This window comes from Nonomuraea sp. NPDC050383 (assembly GCF_044459125.1).
In the GTDB taxonomy this organism is placed as follows: domain Bacteria; phylum Actinomycetota; class Actinomycetes; order Streptosporangiales; family Streptosporangiaceae; genus Nonomuraea.
In genome coordinates this window covers 108,526-128,616 of sequence record NZ_JBITIP010000010.1, presented here as the reverse complement: position 1 = coordinate 128,616, position 20,091 = coordinate 108,526, and the positions used below count along the sequence as shown (strand labels likewise).

The 20,091-nt window shown below is 73.0% G+C and carries 11 protein-coding genes; 5 read left to right on the top strand and 6 right to left on the bottom strand.

The genetic code is table 11. The features are described 5' to 3' along the window. The first annotated feature begins 1 nt into the window (after position 1). From ACIBG4_RS24890 to ACIBG4_RS24880, 3 genes are read left to right on the top strand one after another with little or no spacing between them, the layout of a single operon-like run. A complete protein-coding gene (locus tag ACIBG4_RS24890; RefSeq protein ID WP_397203828.1) occupies positions 2-1,516 on the top strand; it encodes a condensation domain-containing protein in 1,515 nt (504 codons plus the stop codon). Continuing rightward, complete coding sequence (locus ACIBG4_RS24885; protein ID WP_397203827.1) at positions 1,513-7,695, top strand: amino acid adenylation domain-containing protein; 6,183 nt, start codon at positions 1,513-1,515, stop codon at positions 7,693-7,695. Before ACIBG4_RS24890 ends, ACIBG4_RS24885 begins: the two co-directional genes overlap by 4 nt. Beyond that, a complete protein-coding gene (locus ACIBG4_RS24880; RefSeq protein ID WP_397203826.1) occupies positions 7,692-13,139 on the top strand; it encodes an amino acid adenylation domain-containing protein in 5,448 nt (1,815 codons plus the stop codon). Before ACIBG4_RS24885 ends, ACIBG4_RS24880 begins: the two co-directional genes overlap by 4 nt. On the opposite strand, the gene ACIBG4_RS24875 is transcribed toward ACIBG4_RS24880, so the two are convergent. The 6 genes from ACIBG4_RS24875 to ACIBG4_RS24850 are packed head-to-tail and all read right to left on the bottom strand — an operon-like array spanning position 13,113 to position 19,265. Continuing rightward, positions 13,113-14,192 (bottom strand): 2-oxo acid dehydrogenase subunit E2, encoded by a 1,080-nt coding sequence (locus tag ACIBG4_RS24875; protein WP_397203825.1) that lies wholly within the window; start codon positions 14,190-14,192, stop codon positions 13,113-13,115. The genes ACIBG4_RS24880 and ACIBG4_RS24875 overlap by 27 nt on opposite strands. Then, positions 14,185-15,165, bottom strand: coding sequence for an alpha-ketoacid dehydrogenase subunit beta (locus tag ACIBG4_RS24870; RefSeq protein ID WP_397203824.1), 981 nt, complete (start codon positions 15,163-15,165; stop codon positions 14,185-14,187). The genes ACIBG4_RS24875 and ACIBG4_RS24870 overlap by 8 nt, the downstream gene beginning before the upstream one ends. Then, on the bottom strand, positions 15,162-16,040 hold the full coding sequence (locus ACIBG4_RS24865) for a thiamine pyrophosphate-dependent dehydrogenase E1 component subunit alpha (protein WP_397203823.1): 879 nt from the start codon (positions 16,038-16,040) through the stop codon (positions 15,162-15,164). The genes ACIBG4_RS24870 and ACIBG4_RS24865 overlap by 4 nt, the downstream gene beginning before the upstream one ends. A gap of 59 nt (positions 16,041-16,099) precedes the next feature. Then, positions 16,100-17,479 (bottom strand): nitrilase-related carbon-nitrogen hydrolase, encoded by a 1,380-nt coding sequence (locus ACIBG4_RS24860; protein ID WP_397203822.1) that lies wholly within the window; start codon positions 17,477-17,479, stop codon positions 16,100-16,102. Positions 17,480-17,514: 35 nt separating this feature from the next. Further along, entirely contained in the window at positions 17,515-18,201 is a 687-nt protein-coding gene (locus ACIBG4_RS24855) for a response regulator (RefSeq protein WP_397203821.1), read from the bottom strand. An 8-nt stretch (positions 18,202-18,209) separates the two neighbouring features. Then, positions 18,210-19,265, bottom strand: a complete 1,056-nt coding sequence (locus ACIBG4_RS24850; protein WP_397203820.1) for a sensor histidine kinase — start codon at positions 19,263-19,265, stop codon at positions 18,210-18,212. Between the two features lie 154 nt (positions 19,266-19,419). Between ACIBG4_RS24850 and ACIBG4_RS24845 the strand changes: the two genes are divergently transcribed. Both ACIBG4_RS24845 and ACIBG4_RS24840 read left to right on the top strand, forming a co-directional pair. Further along, positions 19,420-19,788, top strand: a complete 369-nt coding sequence (locus tag ACIBG4_RS24845; RefSeq protein WP_397203819.1) for a hypothetical protein — start codon at positions 19,420-19,422, stop codon at positions 19,786-19,788. 111 nt (positions 19,789-19,899) lie between these two features. Further along, positions 19,900-20,049, top strand: coding sequence for a hypothetical protein (locus ACIBG4_RS24840; RefSeq protein ID WP_397203817.1), 150 nt, complete (start codon positions 19,900-19,902; stop codon positions 20,047-20,049). The last annotated feature ends 42 nt before the right edge of the window (positions 20,050-20,091 follow it).

Below are 20,091 nucleotides of genomic sequence, written 5' to 3'. Positions count from 1 at the left end.
CATGGTCCTGGCGTCGCAGGCGCAGCACGGCATGTGGATCACGGAGGTGATGCACGGCACCGGCACGGCCTACCACATGCCCTTCGCCATGTGGTTCGACGGCCCGCTGGACCGGGAGGCGATGCTGGCGGCGTGCCGGGCGGTGGTCGCGCGGCACCCGGTGCTGAGCTGCGCCTTCGAGGAGCGTGACGGCTCGCTGCACCTGGTGCCCGCCTCCGGCGCCCCGCCGATCGCGTTCGTCGTGGAGCCGGACCCCCGTCTCCTGGTCGAGCGGGAGATCGCGCTGCCGTTCGAGCTGTCCGCCGGGCCGCTGGCCCGGTTCACGCTGGTGGAGATGTCGCCGTCCCGGCACCTGCTGCTGTTCGTGGGTCATCATCTCGTCTTCGACGGCATCTCGAAGGACCTGCTCGTACGGGATCTGGCCGCCGCCTACTCCGGGGCCCCCTCCCCGCCGCTGCCCATGCCGTACGGGACGGCGGAGGAGCCCTCGCCGGAGGCGCGGGCGTACTGGCGGGCGCGGTGGCGCGAGGTGCCACACGTCGTGATCAACGGGGCTTCGAGGACGCCGCGACTGGCCGAGCACGGCGAGACCGTGCTGCGCGACCTGACCCACGACCTTCCCGACCTGCCCGGGTTGACCAGGTTCCAGGTGTTCCTCGCCGCCGTGCACGCCCTTCTGCACCGGTACGGCAACGCCGACACGTCCGTGGCCGTGTCCATGTCGACCAGGACCGCCGAGACCCGGGACCACATCGGCCTGTTCGCCACCGAGCTGCCGGTGTTCTCGTCGTTCCCGCCCGGAGGCTCCTTCCGTGAGCTGGCCCTGGGCCTCAGGGACGAGCTGCGCGAGCTCAACGCCTTCCGCGAGGTGCCCGTGGCCAGGGCGGTGGGCGGCATCAAGCCGAGGGCGGCGCTCGCGCCGGTGTCCATCAGCTACCGGCGGCGCGCGCCCGACCAGGTCTTTCCCGGCCTGAGCCTGTCGGTGGACTGGAAGATGTCCAACCACATGGTCAGGAACGCGCTCCACCTGCAGGCCGTCGACGGCGCCGACGGCCTGCTCCTGACGCTGCACCACAGCCCGGACGTGATCTCCCGGCGGGACGTCGAGCTGGCCGCGGACCACCTCTCCGCGGTGCTGCGCGCGGTCTCCGCCGATCCGGAGATGCGGCTCGCCGACCTGCCGCTCCCCGGCGGCCCCGTGCCCGCCCCCTTGGACGGCCCCTTGGACGCCACTGTGGCCGCGCCCGCGGCGGGGCCCGCGCACGCCGGGGCCGGCGGCGAGCTCGTCGAGGGGGAGCTGATCGAGCAGGTGCGGCTGATCTGGATGGAGGTCCTGCGGATGGACCACATCGCGCCGGACGAGGACCTCTACGACCTCGGCGGGCATTCCCTGACCATCACGCAGATCAGCGCGCGGATCAGGAAACGGCTCGGGGTGGAGGTGCCGTTCGACGTGTTCCTCGACGATCCGACGATCATCGGGGTGGCCGCGGCCATCGACGGGCTGCGGTCATGATCTCCCTGGGCCAGGAGCGGCTCTGGTTCCTCCAGCGGCTCGACCCGTCCGACGCGGCCTACCGGGTCGCGGTGGTCCGGCGGCTGCGCGGGGCGCTCGACGTCGAGGCGCTGACGAGGGCGTTCGGGGATGTCGTGGAGCGGCACGAGTCGTTGCGCACGAGGTTCCCCGACCAGGACGGCCTGCCGGTCGCGGTGATCGACCCGCCGGGGCCGGTCCCGGTGGAGCTCATGGCGTTCGAGCGGCCGGCCCCGGAAGGGCCCGCGCTCGACGAGGTCGCGCGGCTGCTCGGCGAGCGCGTCAACACGCCCTTCGATCTGGCCTCCGCCCCGCCCCTGCGGATCACGCTGGTCCGGCTGGCGGACGACGACCACGTGCTGTGCGTGGTGCTGCACCACATCATCGGCGACGGCTGGTCCCTGAACGTGCTGATGAGCGATCTGGCCGCCTTCTACCTCGCCCGCGTGGAGGGCGTAGCGGTCTCCCTCCCCGGCCTGCCCGTCCGCTACGCCGAGTACGCCGACGCGCAGCGGAGCCACGACGCCGGCGCCGACATCGGCTACTGGACGGGCCGGCTGGCCGGGGTGACGCCGCTGGAGCTGCCCACGGACCGGCCGCGTCCCGCCCAGCGGAGCAGCGCGGGCGACGACGTGGGCTTCGACCTGCCGCCCGAGCTCGCCGGCGCGCTGTCGCGGCTGGCCAGGGCCGAGCGCTCGACGCTGTTCATGGTGCTGCTGGCCGCCTACCAGGTGCTGCTGGCCAGGCATGCCGGGCAGGACGACATCGTGGTCGGCTCACCCACCGCCGGCCGCGATCGGCCGGAGCTGGAGCCGATGGTCGGGCTGTTCGCCTCCACGCTGGTGCTCCGGGGGGACCTGTCGGGCGATCCGTCGTTCACCGAGGTGCTGCGCCGTACCCGCCGTACCGTGCTGGAGGCGATGGCGCACCGCGAGGTGCCGATCGAGCGGGTGCTGTCCGCGCTCGACATCGAGCGCGACCTGTCGCGCACACCGCTGTTCCAGACGATGCTGGCGCTGCACAACTCCGCGGTCGGCTACGACGAGGCGGAGTCGTTCGCCGGGATGGAGAGCCTGCCGTTCCCGCACGGGGCGCCTCCGGCCATGGTGGACCTGCGGATGGATCTCTGGCCGTCGGGCGGGGGCTGGCACGGGGCGTTGTTCTACAGCACCGAGCTGTTCGACCAGGAGACGGTGACCCGGCTCGCGGCCCGCTTCCTGACCTTGCTGGCCTCGATCGTCGCCGCTCCCGAGACTCGGCTGTCGGAGCTGGACCTGCTTCCCGCCGCGGAGCGCGCGCTGCTCGACCGGGTCTCGCACGGCCCGTCCCTCGAGGTGCCGGCCGCGACCGTGGTGGACCTGGTCATGCGGCAGGCCCGGCTGCGTCCGGAGGCGACCGCCGTCTCGTGCGGCGACGACCACCTCTCCTACGCCATGCTCGCCGCCCAGGCCGTGCGGATCGCGGCGGAGCTGCGGGAGCGGGGCGCGGGACCCGGAGCCGTGGTGGCCGTCCGCGTCCGGCGGTCGGCGGCACTGCCGGGGACGCTGCTCGGCGTGATGCTGACGGGAGCCGCCTACCTGCCGATCGACCCGGCACTTCCAGAAAGCCGGGTGGCCTATGTGCTGGCGGACTCGCGAGCCCGGTTCACGCTGGACGACACCCCACCCCCGGCCGCCGCTCCCGAGCCCGTCACTTCCGGACCCGCCGCTCCTGGACCGGACGGCGGGTCGGCCGCCTATGTGCTCTACACCTCCGGTTCGACCGGCCGCCCGAAGGGGGTGGCCGTGCCCCACTCGGCGCTGGTGAACCTGCTGGCCGGGATGGAGCGGCTGCTCGGGGCCGGACCGGCGGACGTGTGGCTGGGCAGCACCTCCCTCTCCTTCGACATCGCGGGGCTGGAGCTCTATCTGCCGCTGGTGACCGGCGGGCGGCTGGTGCTGGCCGGTGACGAGACCGTGCGCGACGGCGCCGCGCTGGCCGGGCTGATCTCCGCGTCGGGCGTCACGCACGTACAGGCCACCCCGTCGGGCTGGAACATGCTGCTGTCCGCCGGACTCGACGCCTCCGGGCTGGTGGCGCTGGCGGGTGGCGAGGCGCTGCCGCTCGCGCTGGCCAGGCGGCTGCGACGGAGGGTGGCCCGGCTGTTCAACATGTACGGCCCGACGGAGACCACGATCTGGTCCACCGCCTGGGAGGTCCCCGCCGAGCCCGGCCGGGTTCGCATCGGACGGCCGATCGCCAACACCCACGTCCACGTGCTCGACGGCGCCGGCGCGCCGGCGCCGATCGGCGTGCCCGGCGAGCTGGCGATCGGCGGGGCCGGACTCGCGCTCGGCTACCTGGGCAGGCCGGAGCTGACCACCGAGCGCTTCGGGACCGGGCTCTACCGGACCGGCGACCGGGTCAGGTGGCTCGGCGACGGCGACCTGGAGTTCCTCGGCCGGGACGACGGCCAGGTGAAGCTGCGCGGCCACCGGATCGAGCTGGGCGAGATCGAGACCGCCCTGGAGTCGCATCCGGACGTGCGGCGGGCGGCCGTCGTCGTCCGCGAGGACGAACTGGTCGCCTACGTGGTGACCACGCCTGCCGCCCGGACCCCCGGCACCCCGGGCCCCCCGGCCGGCCTGCTCGACCACGTGGCCGGCTGGCTGCCCTCCTTCATGGTGCCCCGTGCCGTGGTGGCGCTCGACGCACTGCCGATGACGCCCAACGGCAAGGTCGATCGGCGGTCGCTGCCCGAGCCGGAGGGGCCGGTCGCGGGCAGGGGAGGCAGGCCGCGCACGGCCCGCGAGCGGCAGGTGGCCAAGATCTTCGGCGACGTGCTCAGGATCGGCGGCATCGGCGCCGACGACGACTTCTTCGCCCTCGGCGGCCACTCGCTGCTGGCCACCCAGGTCATCGCCAGGCTGGAGGCCGCGGGGACGACGGTGCCGCTGCGGACGTTGTTCGGGCATCCGACAGTGGCGGGGTTCGCGGCGACGCTGGAGGGTCTGCCCGCCGAACCGGGCCGCCCCCCGGCCCCGCGCCCGCCGGGCACGCTGCCTCCGCTCTCGGCCGCCCAGGAACGGCTGTGGTTCCTGCACCGGCTCGATCCGGGCGACGCCTCGTACAACATGTACGTCGTGCGCAGGCTTCGCGGCCCGCTCGACCCCGAGGCACTGCGGCGGGCGCTGACCGCGCTGCTCGCCAGGCACGAGTCGCTGCGCACCCGCTTTCCCGAGGTGGACGGGCGGCCGGTCGCCGTCGTCGAGCACGCCGCGCCCGCGGCCGTCGAACGGCTCGACGCCCGTGACGAGACGCAGGCCCGCGCGTGGGTCGCCGCCCGCACCAACGCCCCCATGGACCTCGGTACGGCGCCGCCGCTGCGGATCACGCTGATCCGGCTGAGCGACGACGATCACGTGCTGTGCGTGGTGCTCCACCACATCATCGCCGACGGCTGGTCGATCACCGTCCTCCTGAACGACCTGGCCGTCCTGTACGCCGAAGCCCGGTCGAGCGGCACGGGGGGCCTGGCGCCGCTGGTCGTCCAGCACGGGGACGTCGCACGGTGGCAGCGGGAGCAGGACGGGACCGCGGCGCTGGAGTACTGGCGGGAACGGCTCGCCGACCCGCCCACGCTGGCGCTGCACACCGACCGTCCGCACACGCCGGGTCCGGCGCGCGGTGACTTCCACCTGCTGGACATCCCCGCCGATCTGGCCAAGGCGCTGGACGCGACGGCGCGGCGGCACCGCAGCACGCTGTTCATGGTGCTGCTGGCGGCGTACCAGGCGCTGCTGGCGCGGCACACCGGTCAGACGGACGTCCTGGTCGGCTCGCCCACCGCCGGGCGGGACCGGGTGGAGCTGGAGCCGATCGTCGGCTATCTCAGCACCACCCTGGTGCTGCGCGGTGACCTGTCGGGCGATCCCACGCTGGACGAGCTGCTGGCCAGGACGCGAAGGACGGTGCTGGACGCGATGGCGCACCAGGACGTGCCGTTCGAGCGGCTGCTGGCGGACCTGGACATCGAGCGGGACATCACCAGGAAGCCGATGTTCCAGACCATGCTGACGCTGAACAGCCAGACCGCGGACGGGGAGCAGGATCGGCTCGGCGACGAGCTGGAGATGGCGTACTTCGACGACGGTTACCGGCAGGCTAAGTTCGATCTGGTGGTGGAGGCCTGGCGGGCGCCGGGGCGGCTGCGGGTGGCGTTCGGGTACGACGCGGGGCTGTTCGACCCGGAGACGGTGGCGGGGCTGGCCGACCGGTTCGCGGTGCTGTTACGCGGCATCGCCGACCCGGACCACCGTCATGCCCGCCTGTCGAGCCTGCCGATGCTCACCGCCGCCGACTCGGAGCTGATCGCCTCGGCGGGCGGCGACGGGAGCGCCGTGCCGGGCGTCGACGTGCCGGAGATGATCGCGGAAGCCGTCGCCGCCCACCCCCACGAGCCGGCCGTCGTCTGCGGGCCGGAGATCGTGACCTACGGCGAGCTGGCCGAGCGGGTCTCCCGGCTGGCCGACGAGCTGACCCGGCACGGCGCGCGGCCTGGTGACGTGGTCGGCCTCCGTCTCGGCCGGTCGGTCGACGCCGTGGTGGCGATGCTGGCCGTCTGGCGCACCGGAGCCGCCTACCTGCCCCTCGACCCCGCCGATCCCGTCACCCGCCACCGGCACATGCTCACCACGAGCGGCGCCCGCCTGACCGTCTCCGACGGCCTGCGCGTCTCAGGCGGCCTCTCGGCCTCCGGCGCGAACCGTCATCCCCACGATCAGCTCGTCCCGGCCGGCCAGCTCCTCCCGGACGGGCGCCCCGGCGGACAGGACCCCCGCGACGGCCTCGCGTATGTCATCTACACCTCCGGCTCCACCGGCACCCCCAAGGGGGTGGCGGTCGAGCACGCCGGCCTGGCCGCCCGTGTCCGGTGGATGCGCCGCGAGTACGGCCTGCGGCCCGGGGATCAGGTGGTCCAGCTGGCCTCGTTGAGCTTCGACACCCACGCCGAGGAGCTCTACCCCGCTCTGACCACCGGCGCCACGGTCGTGCTCGTCCCCGACGGCGGCGCCACCCTCCCCGATCTGCTCGCCGCACGCCCCGGCATCACCGTGCTCGACCTCCCGACGGCGTACTTCCACCAGCTCGTGGACCTGATCGACGAGATCGCCTGGCCGGCCGCCCTGCGCCTGGTCGTCATCGGCGGCGAGCAGGTGCGCGCCACCGCGCCGGCCCGGTGGCGCGGACGGTTCGGCGACCGGGTGCGACTGGTCAACACGTACGGCCCCACCGAGACCACGATCGTCGCGACCGCCACCGACCTGGCCGGCGACCCGGACCCGCGCCCGCCCATCGGCCGCCCGATCGAGGCCACCACCGTCCGGGTCCTCGACGCCCACGGCGCGCCCACCCCGCCCGGCGCCCCAGGCGAGCTGTACATCGGCGGCCCGGGCGTCGCCCGCGGCTATCTCGGCCTGCCGGAGCTGACGGCCAAGCGCTTCGTCCGGCTCCCCGGCGGGGACCGGTACTTCCGCACCGGCGACCGGGTCCGGCTGCGCCCCGACGGCCTGCTGGAGTTCCTCGGGCGCATGGACGAGCAGGTCAAGGTCCGGGGCTTCCGCATCGAGCCGGGCGAGGTCGAGCACTGCCTGCTCACGCATCCGGACGTGCGGCAGGTCGCGGTGGTCGCCAGGGACGGCGAGCTCGTCGCCTACGTGGTGGGCGAGGCGGCCGAGCTGGGCCGGCACGCGGCCGGGCGGCTTCCGCCGTACATGGTCCCCACCCGCTGGGTCGTCCTCGACGCGCTGCCGCTCACCGCGAACGGCAAGCTCGACCGCGGCGCGCTGCCGGAGCCGGACCGCCCCGCGGGCCAGGAGGCCACGCCGCCGCGGTCGGACGCGGAGGAGCTCGTCGCCGACGTCTGGGCGGAGGTGCTCGGCGCGGACAAGGTCGGCGCGTTCGACGACTTCTTCGCGCTCGGCGGGCACTCGCTGCTCGCCATCAGAGTGGCGGCGCGGCTCCGGGCGATCGCGGGGGTGGACCTGCCGATCCGTACGCTGTTCGCCCGCCGGACCGTCGCCGACCTGGCGCGCGCCGTCGAGGAGGCGTTGCTGGCGGAGGTGGCCGGGCTGTCCGACGAACAGGCGCTGAGCATGCTGGACCCGGAGGACACGGCGTGAGCGAGCTGACCCAGGCCCAGAGGGCGCTGCTGACCCAGCGGTTGCGGCGGCGCGGAAGCGCCGCGACGATTGCGCGGCTGCCGGAGGGGCAGGCGCCGCCGCTGTCCTACGCGCAGGAGCGGCTGTGGTTCATGGAGCAGTACGCGCCGGGCAACCCCGCGCACACGATCCCGCTCGTCCGGCGGCTGCGCGGCCCGCTGTCCGCGGAGCTGCTGGGTGACGCACTGGACCGGGTCGCCGCGCGGCACCAGCCGTTGCGGACCCGCTTCCCGGTCGGTGACGACGGGCAGCCGACGGTGACGGTCCCGGCTGACGTCGCGGTCCCGCTGACCATCGCCGACGCCGCCGACGACGACGGGGCGCGGGCTCTGGTCGACCGCTTCCTCGCCGAGCCGTTCGACCTGGTCACCGGGCCGGTGATCAGAGCCCTGCTGGTACGGCTGGCGGCCGACGATCACGTGCTGGCCCTCGCCGTCCACCACATCGCAGCCGACGGCTGGTCCGCGAACGTCCTGCTGCGCGAGCTCCTGACCTGCTACGACGGGGGCCCGCTGGCCGAACTGCCGGTCACCTACGGGGACTTCGCCGCCTGGCAGCGCGAGCGGCCCGGCGGCGCGGACGACGTGGCCTACTGGCGCGAGCGGCTGGCCGGCCTGCCGCCGCTGGAGCTGCCCACGGACTTCCCCCGGCCGCCCGAGCTGACCTACCTCGGTGCGGCACACCCTTTCCAGGTGGACCCCGCTCTGGTGACGCGGCTGGAGCGGCTCGGGCGCGAGCACGGCGCCACACCGTACATGGTGCTGCTGGCGGCCTTCGCGGCGCTGCTCGGCCGCTACGCCGGGCAGGACGACGTGGCGGTGGGCTCCCCGGTGGCCGGGCGTTCGCTGCCGGAGCTGGACGGGCTCGTCGGCTGCTTCATCAACATGCTCGCCATGCGGGTGGACCTGTCGGGCGATCCGTCGTTCCTGGAGCTGGTGCACCGGGTGCGGGACCTGTCCATGGACGCCTACGCGCATCAGGAGCTGCCGTTCGAGCGGCTGGTGGCGGAGCTGAACGTGCCGCGCGAGGTGTCGCGGTCGCCGCTGTTCCAGGTCCTGTTCGCGATGCAGAACTACGGCGGCGAGCCGTCATCCGCCGGCGGGCCGGCTGTCGAGGGGTTCTCGCCGGGCGTGTGGGCCACGCGGTTCGATCTGGAGCTGTACACCGGAGGCGATGGCTCGTTCCTGTTCGTCTACAACGTCGCGCTGTTCTCGGCCGAGCGGATCGCGCGCATGGCCGGGCATCTCGGCGCCCTGCTCGACGGGGTCGCGGCCGACCCGTCGGCCCCCGTCTCCACGATCGAGCTGCTCACGGCTCCGGAGCGGGCGCAACGGGAGCGCTGGAACGACACCGGGCTCGACCTGGGCGCGGCCGGCCTGTTGCACCGCCCGTTCGAGGAGCGGGTGCCGTACGCGCCCGATGCCGTCGCGGTCGACCACCCGGGCGGCGAGATCACGTACGCGGAGCTGGACCGGCGGGCCGCGCTGCTGGCCGCCGAGCTGACGTCGGCGGGCGTGGGGCGCGGGGAGCTGGTGGCGGTCGTGATGGAGAGGGGGTGGGAGCAGGTCGTCGCGGTGCTGGCCATCGGCAAGGCCGGAGCGGCGTACCTGCCGGTCGACGCGGACCTGCCGGACCGGCGGCGCTTCGAGCTGATGGCGCGCGGCGAGTGCCGCGTCGCGGTGACCCAGCCGTGGCTGGAGCTGACCTGGCCCGCCGGCGTGACCCGCGTCCCGGTGACGCCCGCGACGGCTCCGCCGGCCGCCCCCGAGTGCCCGGCGGAACCGGACGACCTCGCGTACGTGATCTTCACCTCGGGCTCGACCGGCAGCCCGAAGGGCGTGATGATCGAGCACCGAGCCGCCCTGAACACCGTCCGCGACCTCAACCACCGCTTCCACGTCGGCCCGCACGACCGGATCCTCGCGCTGTCGGCCCTCAGCTTCGACCTCTCCGTCTACGACGTCTACGGCGCCCTGGCCGCCGGGGCGACCCTCGTCATGGGCGAGCCGTCGGCCGACAAGGACCCCGCCGCCTGGGCCCGCCTGGTCACCGAGCACCGCGTCACCGTGTGGAACTCGGTTCCCGCCCTCATGGAGCTCCTCGTCGACCACGCCGAGCACGAAGGCACCGACCTGAGCTCGCTGCGCCTGGTGCTGCTGTCCGGCGACTGGATCCCGCTGACGCTCCCCGGCCGGATCCGCGCCCTGGCCCCGGAGGCCGAGATCATCAGCCTGGGCGGCGCCACCGAAGGCTCCATCTGGTCCATCTTCCACCCGATCGGCGAGGTGGACCCGGGCTGGTCGTCGATCCCCTATGGCCGCCCGCTGGCCAACCAGTCCTTCCACATCCTGGACCGCGGCCTGTGCGACGTGCCCGTGGGCGTGCCCGGCGACCTCCACATCGGCGGAGCGGGCGTGGCCACCGGCTACTGGCGCGACCCGGAACGGACCGCCGCCGCCTTCGTCGCCCACCCGCGCACCGGCGAGCGCCTCTACCGGACCGGTGATCTGGGCCGCTACGCCCCGGACGGCACCATCGAGTTCCTCGGCCGCGCCGACGCGCAGGTGAAGATCCGCGGCTACCGCGTCGAGCTGGGCGAGATCGAGACCCATCTCTCCCGCCACCCGGACGTGACCGACTGCGTGGTCACCACCCACGGCTCGGGCACCCGGGCGCAACTGGTGGCGTACGTGGTGGGCCGGGTCGATCCGGTACGGCTGCGCGGCCACCTCACCGAGACCCTGCCCGCGTACATGATCCCCACTCGCTTCGTCCCCCTCCCCCACCTGCCCCTGACGGCCAACGGGAAGGTGGACCGGCGGCGCCTGCCCGCCCCCACGTCATCGGCGGGCGACGCGGAACCGGGCGGGCGCGTCCCACCGGGCACGGAGGCGGAGCGCCTGGTCGCCGCGGTCTGGGCCGAGGTGCTCGACGTGGCGGCCGCCCACGGCGCGGCTTTCGGCGTCGATGACGACTTCTTCGACGTCGGCGGGCACTCCCTGCTGGCGATCAAGGTGGTGGCCAGGTTGCGCAGGGTGTCGCCGCCCGGCGCGGCGCCCATCGCCGTGGTGGACCTGTTCAAGCACCCGACCATCCGCGGGCTGGCCGCGCTGCTCGACGGCACCGCCACCGCGTCACGCGGGCTCCTGCACGAGCTGACGCCTCGCCGTGCCGCTCCTCCTGAACTCACCTACGTGTGCGTGCCGTACGGCGGAGGCGCGGCGGTGGTGTACCAGCCGCTGGCCGACGCCCTGCCGGAGACGTACGCCCTGTGGTCGCTCGCCATCCCCGGCCATGACGTCGGCCTGGACGAGGAGCGGCTGCCGCTGGAGGAGGTGGCGGCCCGGTGCGTGCGCGAGATCCAGGAGAAGGTCCGCGGACCTGTCGCGTTGTACGGGCACTGCGGCGTGGGGTCGGCCCTGATCGTCGAGATCGCGCGGCGGCTGGAGGCGGCGGGACGCGAGCTCGAAGCGGTGTACATCGGGGCGATCTTCCCGTTCGCCCGCCCCCGGAGCGGGCCCATGGCGGCGCTGTCCAAGCTGGCCAGACGGGAGTTCCTGCGGAGCGACCGCGGCTATGTCAACTGGCTGACGTCCATGGGTCTGGACATGGGCGACCTGGAGCCGGGACAGGCCCGGCACATCATCCGGAACATGCGGCGCGACAGCGAGGCCGCCGAGGAGTATTTCACCGGACTGTTCGAGAGCTCGGTGGAGCGGCTGCGGGCGCCGATCATCAGCGTGGCCGGAGAGCACGACCCGGCGACCGAGTACTTCGAGGAGCGGTATCGCGAGTGGCACTTCCTCACGCCCACGGCCGCCGTGGTGGAGCTGGACGAGGCGGGCCACTTCTTCCTGAAATATCGGGCGGCTGAGCTCGCCGAGATCGTCACCCGCACGCATCTCGCCATCGCACCGAGCGAGCCCGGCCCAGTCCCGGCAGCTGCCCCGGCATCAGGGCCCGTCGCAGAGCCCGTCCCAGAGCCCGTCGCAGAGCCGGGGGCGGGCGCGGAGGCCGTGGGCGGGGTCAGCTGGCGGTTGCGGGAGGTGTCGCGGGCCGGGACGCGGGCCGCGCCGGCCGGGCCGCAGCCGAGCATGAAGCGGTTCACGGCCGTCGCCACCGGTCAGCTGGTGTCCCTCCTGGGGTCGGCGCTGACCGGGTTCGCCATCCCCATCTGGATCTATCTGACCACGGGCTCGCTGGCGCAGTTCGCCCTGCTCTCCGTGATCGGGCTGCTGCCGGGGATGGTCGTCGCCCCGCTGGCGGGCGCGATCGTCGACCGGGGGAACCGCAGGGCCGTCATGCTCGGCGGTGACGCCGCCGCCGTCGGCGCCCAGCTCCTGTTCGGGACGCTCCTCTGGACGGGCAACCTGCAGACCTGGCACGTCTACCCCCTCCTCGCGGTGCTGTCCGTGGCGCTCACGTTCCAGCGGCTGGCCTACACCTCTGCCGTGCCGCAACTCGTCCCCAAGCGTTACCTCGGGCACGCCAACGGCATCGTCCAGATGGCCGGTGGCATGACGCAGCTGCTCGTCCCCCTCGCGGCCGTCGGGCTGATGGCCGCGATCGGGCTGGAGGGGATACTCGTGCTCGACGTGGCCAGCTACGTGTTCGCGATCGGGGTGACGTCGCTGGTGCGCTTCCCCGCCGCGATGGCCTGGCGCCGGAAGGAGCCGGTGCTGGCGGAGATGGCGGCCGGGTTCCGCTACTCCTGGGGGAACGCGGGGTTCCGTCAGATGCTCGTCTACTTCGCGGTGCTCAACATCTTCCTGTCGCCCCTGTTCCTGCTGATCTCGCCGCTGGTGCTCTCCTTCGGCACGCTGGCGGACGTGGGGCGGATCTCGTTCGTGTCCGGGCTGGGGGTCTTCGTCGCCGGTCTGACCATGACGGCCTGGGGCGGCCCGAGGCGGGGGCGGATGCGGGCGGTGCTGTGGTGCACGCTGGCGCTGGCGGTGTTCTGCCTGGTGACGGGGTTGCGGGCGGATCTGGTGACGATCGGGATCGGGGCGTTCGGGATGTCGCTCTGGGTGACGCTGCTGAACGGCATCTATGCCACGATCGTGCAGGTCAAGGTGCCGCAGCGGTTCCACGGGCGGGTGTTCGCGCTGAACACGCTGATCGCCTGGTCCACCCTGCCGCTCGGCTTCGGGCTCGTGGCGCCGTACGGCGCGGCGGTCTTCGACCCGCTGCTCGCCCCCGGCGGGGCGCTCGCCCCGACCGTCGGGGAGCTCATCGGGACCGGCGCCGGGCGGGGGGTGGGGCTGATGTACCTGCTGTTCGCCCTGGCGATCACGGTGGTGGCGGTGGTGGCGCTGCGGTCGAGACTGCCGGTGCTGCTCGACAGGAGCGCCGACGCGACCCCGGACGACCTGGTCGGGCTACAGGCCCTCGGGCGGACGCTCTAGGGTCTCCTTCAGCGCCTGCAGGAACAGGACGACCTCCCTGCCGTTGACCAGCCGGTGGTCATAGGCCAGGCCGATCGCCGCCACCGTCCGCTCGCCCTCGGGCTGTGGTGAGGTGAGGGCGACGGCGCAGGCCTGGCCGGGGAAGACGATCGGGACGGCCATGATGATGTCGGCGTCGTGATGGAGGGTGACGACGATGTTCCCGCCCGTGAGGTGCTCTTCGCCGAAGCCGCCGTGCTGGGCCAGCCTGCGGAACTCGGCCAGGCGCTCGGCGATGTCCGGCACGGTCAGGCGATCGCGGATCACCGGCACGTACAGGCCGGTTCCCATGTCGATCGTCACCCCTACGCGTGGCTGATCGGGGATGCGGACGGTCCGGTCGTCGACGAGCTCTGCGAAGAACATCGGGAAGTCGGCGTGCAGCCGGGCGACGGCGGCGATGAGCAGGTCAGGGAGGCCGACCAGCCTGCGTAGTCGCCTGGTCAGGGTCCGGGCCGTCGCCAGGGCGGGGGTGACGTCCACCTTGATCGCGGTGTAGCCGGCGGGGATGGTCTGGTGCGACCGGGTCACGGTCCGGCCGACCGCGCGCTGGTGGTTGGACAGCGCACGAGTCTGCCCGCCGCCGGTGGAGATCTCGGCGGCGAGCCGTTCGACGTCGGTTCGCCGCACCACCTTGACCTCCAGCCCGGCCACCAGTGCGGGGTCGAGGCCGAGCTCGTCCAGCAACGCGCGCGCGGGGGCCGTGACGATCGGCCCGCCCGCTTCGGGGACCGGCTCCGGCTCGGGCTCCGGCTCGCCGTCCGGCTGCGGCCGGGCGGCGGGCACCGGGCCGACTCGGGCGATCAGCTGGCCGGGGGTGCACGTCGCACCCGTCCGCACCAGCTGGGTGAGCACCCCGTCCTGCTCGCTGACCAGCTCGTCCACCGTCTTCGACGTCTCCAGCGTCACCAGCGGGTCATCCCGGCGCACCGGCGCGCCGTCCTCGGCCAGCCACTCCAGCAGCGTGTACTCCGAGTCGTTGTTGTTCAGTTTCGGGACCCGGATCTCACCCATCGAGCGCCTCCAGTACGGCCCGGCAGATCGTGCTGTCCTGGAGCACCACGTCACGCTCCAGGTGAGCGGCCGCGGGGATCACGCTGTCGGCCGAGCTGACCAGGCGGATCGGCCGCCGGAGCGAGCCCCACAGCCGGGTGTGCAGGTCGGCGGCGAGGTGGGCGCCCCAGGTGCCGCCCGCGCTGCCGTCCTCCGCCACGCAGATCAGTCCCGCCTGACCGAGCAGCGGCAGCAGCTCGGCGGGGTCGAACGGGTACAGGCGCGACGGGACCAGCACCGCCCCGGCGAGGTCATGGGAGAGCAGCAGTGTCCGCATGGCGGCGATGGCCCGGTGCGCCACGCCACCCGGAGCGATCACCACGTAGTCGAGGTCGCCGTCGAACCGCACCACGGCGACGTCTCCCACGAGGTCCCGGGTGAACAGCTCGTCCACGTCGTACATCCTGCGGGTGTAGAGGACCTTGTCCTCGAAGAGCAGGCAGGGCTCTTCCAGCGCGAGCATGCGGTCGAGGACGGCGCGGTTGTCGTGGAACGGCGACATCTCGAAGAGGGACAGGCCGGGCACGCCGACGAAGTGCTTCTGCAGGTTCTGGCTGTGGGTGGGGCCGTAGCCGCGATTGCCCCCCGAGGGGCAGCGAATGATCACCGGCATGGGGACGCGCCGGCCGTACATGGAGACGGACTTGCTGGCGAAGTTCACGATCTGGTCGAAGGCGAGCGCGGCGAAGTCACCGAACATGATCTCGACGATGGCCTTCTCCCCCGCCAGCGCGAGACCGGAGGCGGCGCCGACGATCGCGCCCTCGCTGAGCGGCGTCGTCAGGACCCGGTCGGGGAAGCGGGTGGACAGTCCGCGGGTGATCTTGAAGGCGCCGCCGTAGGGATCCAGGAGGTCCTCGCCGAGGACGTACACGCCCGGGTCGTCGCCGAGCAGGCCGTGCAGGGCCTGGTTGAGGTTCTCGCCGACCCTCACGCGGCGGTCCGGGCGGCCGGGGGGCGGGCGGCCACCTCTTCGGCGATCGCGTCCACGCGGGCGCGGGCCGCCGCCTCGATCCGGGCCGACTGGCCGGGATGCTCGGCCTGGTAGGAGGCGTACCAGTCGGGGCGAACGGCGTCCGGCGGGCGGGTGTCGTCACCCTTGCTGTGCGGGCCGAGGCGGTGCGTGGCGAATTCCACCACCGACGGCGAGCCACCCCGGACGGTCTCCACCAAGGGCGCCAGCTGCCGTCGTATGTCGGCGACATCCAGGCTCGACACCCGCGTGTGCCCGATCCCGAAAGCGGCGGCCCGCCCCGCGACGGTGCCCGCCATCTGCAGCTCGGTCGGCGTCGACTGGGCGATGCCGTTGTGCTCCACCACCACGAGCAGCGGCAGCCGCCAGAGGCCCGCCATGTTCAACGCCTCGTACACCGCTCCCTCGCCCCACGTCCCGTCGCCGATGTACACGCAGGCGAGCGCGCCGGGCTCGTGCCGCTTCAGGTGCAGGGCGACACCCGCGGCCACCGGCAGGCTCTGCCCCTGCACCCCGGTCGACAGGTAGCGGTCGCGGCGCAGATGCTGGCTGCCCCCCACGCCGTCGCACACGGCGCCCTTCCGGCCCATGATCTCGGCGAGCAGCCCTTCGGGGTCCTCGAACCGGGCCAGGTAGTGGCCATGACCGCGATGGTTGCTGAACACCCAGTCACCGTCGCCCAGCAGCGGGCGCAGGGAGACGGGAACGTACTCCTGCCCGAGGCAGGTGTGGGTGGTGCCGTTGAGCTCGCCCCGCTCGAAGAGCGCGAGCAGCTTCCGTTCGAAGGACCGGATCAGCAGCAGCAGCGCCAAGTCCTCATCAGCCAGCCTGTTCATAGGCCCCTTGAGTCCCGGGAGAACCTCCAGAAAGGCTATACAACACCGACTTGTCACGTCTACGGCTGATCAGCGGAACGCCGGCGGGCGGCGCCACGCGTGGCCCCGGCCAGTCCCAGGAGCAGCAGCCCGGTCGAGGCCCACGCCGCCCAGTCGCCCAGCCGCCCGTACAGGGTGGTCCGCGCGCGGCCGGGCAGTGCGGCGGTGACCGTGGTCATCTCCTTGGCGCTGCGCGCCTCGGCCAGCACACGTCCCCGCGGGTCGCTGACGACCAGCAGTCCCCCGCGGGCGGCTCGGGCGACCGACAGGCCGCTCTCGACCCCGCGGGTGATCGCCATCCGGCTGTGCAGCCAGGCGTCGTCGCCGAAGTCCCACGCGGGCGCGAGCAAGGCGGTGGCTCCCCTGCTGCGGTAGTGGCGGACCAGCTCGGGGAAGTCCAGGTCCTTACAGATGATCAGGCCCCACGTGGAGCCGGGCAGGAAGGTCAGGCTCCTGCCGGGAGTCAGCTCCGACTCCAGACCGGGAATCATGTGCTGTTTGTCGTACTCCACCGGGTAGGCCAGGGCCGCGTTGACCGTCACGTCGCCCTTGCGGAGGACGGCGCCGACGACGACGTCCACACCGGACCCGCCCCGTGGCGGCGGAGAGCCGGTGCGGAAGGTCTTCTCCGGCAGGATCACGACGTGGGCGCCCCCGGCCGCGGCGGCCTGGATCGCAGAGGTGTAGCGGCTCCAGAGTTCTCGTCCCTGCGGGGAGCTCAGCTCGACCGAGTCGGGCGGGTCGTCGGTGGAGACGAGAGCGACCTGCCGGCCCAAGCCGTCGGCAGGGCCCGTCGAACGCCAGACTCCGTGGCCGAGCGCCAGGCCCAGGATCGCGCCCGCCGTGACGGCGACCCGCAGCCTGCCGGGCGCGCCCGGCGCGAGCACGGCGGCGATGGCGGTAGGCACCAGCAGGAGCAGGAACGAGATGCCCCAGACCCCCGTGAGCGCGGCGGTCTGCAGCACGGGTGACACGTCCGCCTGGGTGTAGGCGAGACTCCACCAGGCGCCGTGCGGCGCCGACAGCGAGATCGCGTACTCCAGCGCCACCCATGCCGCCGGCACGGCCAGCGTCGCGAGGACCGGGCGCCCACCGGCCAGGAGGGTGCGGAAGAGCAGGGTGATGAGGCCGAACGCGATCGACGTGCCGATGATGACGGACGCCGTCACGACCAAGGGGGTCTCGATGGTGCCGGAGTAGTAGGACCACATCGGCGTCTGACCGCCCAGCCAGGCCAGTGCCGCCGAGGCGAAGGCCGTGCCGGCGCCCACCCTGCTCACCACGAGCAGGACCGGCAGGAACGCCACCCAGGTCAGCCAGGGCACCGGATGCAGCCCGGTCCCCAGATGCAGGAGGAGCGCCGACAGCAGAGCGGCCGCGACAGGAGCGAGTTTGTTCACACCTCGATGATCTGGACAACGTCCCGGCGGGCGCGTCAGTCGTGAGCGTGATCTCCTGGGTCACTCCCACCGGCGACGACGAGGCCGGACTCATAGGCGAAGGCGACCGCCTGCACCCGGTCGCGGAGGGCCAGCTTGGTCAGCATGCGGCTCACGTGGGTCTTGACCGTGTGCTCGGTGACGACGAGCTCGGCGGCGATCTCGGCGTTGGACAGCCCGCGGGCGACCAGCCGCAGCGTCTCGCGCTCGCGGTCGGTCAGCTCGCCCAGCCTGGCCGCCAGGCGCGGCGCGACATCGTGGCTGGGCCGCCTGACCAGGTCCTCCAGCAGTCGCCTGGTGGCGGCGGGGGACAGCAGCGAGTCACCGGCCGCGATGGTGCGGACGGCTTCCGCCAACTCGTCCCTGCGGATGTCCTTGAGCAGGAAGCCACTGGCTCCGGCGCGCACGGCGTCGTAGACGTACTCGTCCAGGTCGAACATGGTCAGCACCAGGACCTTGGCCGTGGTGGCGGCGCAGATCTGCCGGGTGGCCTCGATGCCGTTCATGCCGGGCATGCGCACGTCCATCACCACCACGTCGGGCCGCAGCTCGACGGCGGCGGCCACCGCGGACTCGCCGTCGGCCGCCTCGCCGACGACCTCCATGTCCGGTTGCGAGCCGAGGATCAGGCCGAAGGCCGCCCTGAAGAGATCCTGGTCGTCGGCGACGAGCACACGCAGCATGATCACCATCAAACAGGAAAGGCCGCCCTGACCACGAATCCGCCGTTGTCGCCGCTCCCCGCGTGCAGCGTGCCGCCGCACGCGGCGGCGCGTTCCCGCATCCCGGCCAGGCCGTACCCGCCGGAGTGCCCGCTCGGCCCGCCGCCCCCGTCGGCGATCTCGACCTCGAGCCCCTGCTCGCCCCACCGCACCCGCACGTGGACGGCGGGAGTACCCGCGTGTTTGAGCACGTTGGTCAGGGCCTCCTGGACGATCCGGTAGGCGGCCGCCTCGACGCCACCGGTGATGGGCCGCGGATCGCCCTCGACGGTCAGCGTCGTCTCGAGGCCGGTGCGCTCGAGCAGTCCCGGCAGGCCGTCGAGGCGGGGCTCCACGAGGTCGCCGCCCGCTGAGCGCAGCGCGGCCAGCAGCCCGCGCAGCTCGACGAGCGCCCCCCTGCCGGTCTCGGCGATCGCCTCGAAGGCCGCCTCGGCCCGCACCGGATCCAATGGCCCCGCCTCGGCCTGCACGACCATGAGCCCGACGGAGTGGGTGACGATGTCGTGCATGTCGCGGGCGATGCGGGTGCGCTCGCCGGCCACCGCCGCGATGTGCTCCTGCTCCAGCCTGCGGGCCCGTTCGGCCAGCTCGGCCAGGCGGGAGTGGCGGGCGCGGGCGCTGGTGCCCAGCGCGTACGCGGCCACGAACGCGGTCCCGATCAGCCGGACGGTCTGGTCGTCCTCGGCGGGCAGGGCCAGCGAGACCCCCACCGTGGCGGCGACGATCGGGACGGCGGCCATCCGCACCCGCAACGGGCTGAGCTCGGCGACGGTGTACACGGCCACGAGCGGCCCGAACGGCAGAAACGGCTTCTCCCACATGACCATGACGGTCATCGCCGCGCCCACCAGCAGCCCCGTGGCCATCGGCGCCCGGCGCCGCCACCACACCGGCGCCGAGGCCAGGAAGCCCAGCGCCACGATCCACCAGGCGCGCGGCTCGGGCACCAGGAGGGGGCCCACGGTGGCCACGGTCACCGCACCCGTGATCGCGGCTTCGGTCGTGCGCGACGACAGCACCGGCATCCGCCCACTATCCCGGAATTCCGGGACGCCGGGCATCGCTCTCAGGAGTGATCAGCCGAGTGAGCTCCCCCTGGCGGCCCCTGGACGGATCCCCGGTTCTGACACAAGGTCGGGAGTGAAGCAGACATCCCTTGAAACGCCCGTACGGAGGATCATGTCCCACACGATCGCTGCCTTGCTCGTGCTCTCCTCAACCATCACCGGTGGCCTGGGGGCGGCCGGCCAGGCGCCCGTGGTCAGCACAGCGGCCGCCACGGGCCCGAATCTCCGCGCCTGCTTCGACGGCAGGTGCAAACTCACCCTTTCCAGGCCCGTGTCGTTCCGGGTCAGCTCCCGCTACGGCATCACCAGACTGTCCATCACCTTCACCAGGCAGGTCGTGCGGGTGAAGGGCACAGGACCGGGCGTGAGCTCACAGGCGACACTCGGCGCGGGAGCCTCCGGATCGGTCAACGGAATCGGCGTGCGCGTTGTCTCACTGACCGGTCGCAAGGCGGCGCTGCGCCTGTCCCCGGTCCACTGACTCCACACAAAGTGGTACAGACGTCAAGAATGGCGACGAAGATCGTCACAATGCTATACAGGGGGAGATCGTCGGAAGCGCCGTTGCGGCGCCGACGGAGAGGGAGTCGCCTTGATCACTCTGCTTGCTCTGGAACCCCGTGAAGCAGGTACGAACGTGCCGGAGCCGACCGTCGGCTTCCGCGAGACCGTCATGGCGCAGGAAGGGCAGCTGCAGATCGACAGCACCTGGCCGCAGGCGGCCGACACCACCTGGTCGTAGGCGGCCGACGGCACCCGGCCCGCTGTCGAGGCCGTGCTGAAC

Bases quoted from the DNA above. Each gene is read 5' to 3' on its own strand.
- ACIBG4_RS24890 (WP_397203828.1), top strand. From the start codon at position 2: ATGGTCCTGGCGTCGCAGGCGCAGCACGGCATGTGGATCACGGAGGTG.
- ACIBG4_RS24885 (WP_397203827.1), top strand. From the start codon at position 1,513: ATGATCTCCCTGGGCCAGGAGCGGCTCTGGTTCCTCCAGCGGCTCGAC.
- ACIBG4_RS24875 (WP_397203825.1), bottom strand. From the start codon at position 14,192: ATGGGTGAGATCCGGGTCCCGAAACTGAACAACAACGACTCGGAGTAC.
- ACIBG4_RS24865 (WP_397203823.1), bottom strand. From the start codon at position 16,040: ATGAACAGGCTGGCTGATGAGGACTTGGCGCTGCTGCTGCTGATCCGG.
- ACIBG4_RS24855 (WP_397203821.1), bottom strand. From the start codon at position 18,201: ATGCTGCGTGTGCTCGTCGCCGACGACCAGGATCTCTTCAGGGCGGCC.
- ACIBG4_RS24850 (WP_397203820.1), bottom strand. From the start codon at position 19,265: ATGCCGGTGCTGTCGTCGCGCACGACCGAAGCCGCGATCACGGGTGCG.
- ACIBG4_RS24845 (WP_397203819.1), top strand. From the start codon at position 19,420: ATGTCCCACACGATCGCTGCCTTGCTCGTGCTCTCCTCAACCATCACC.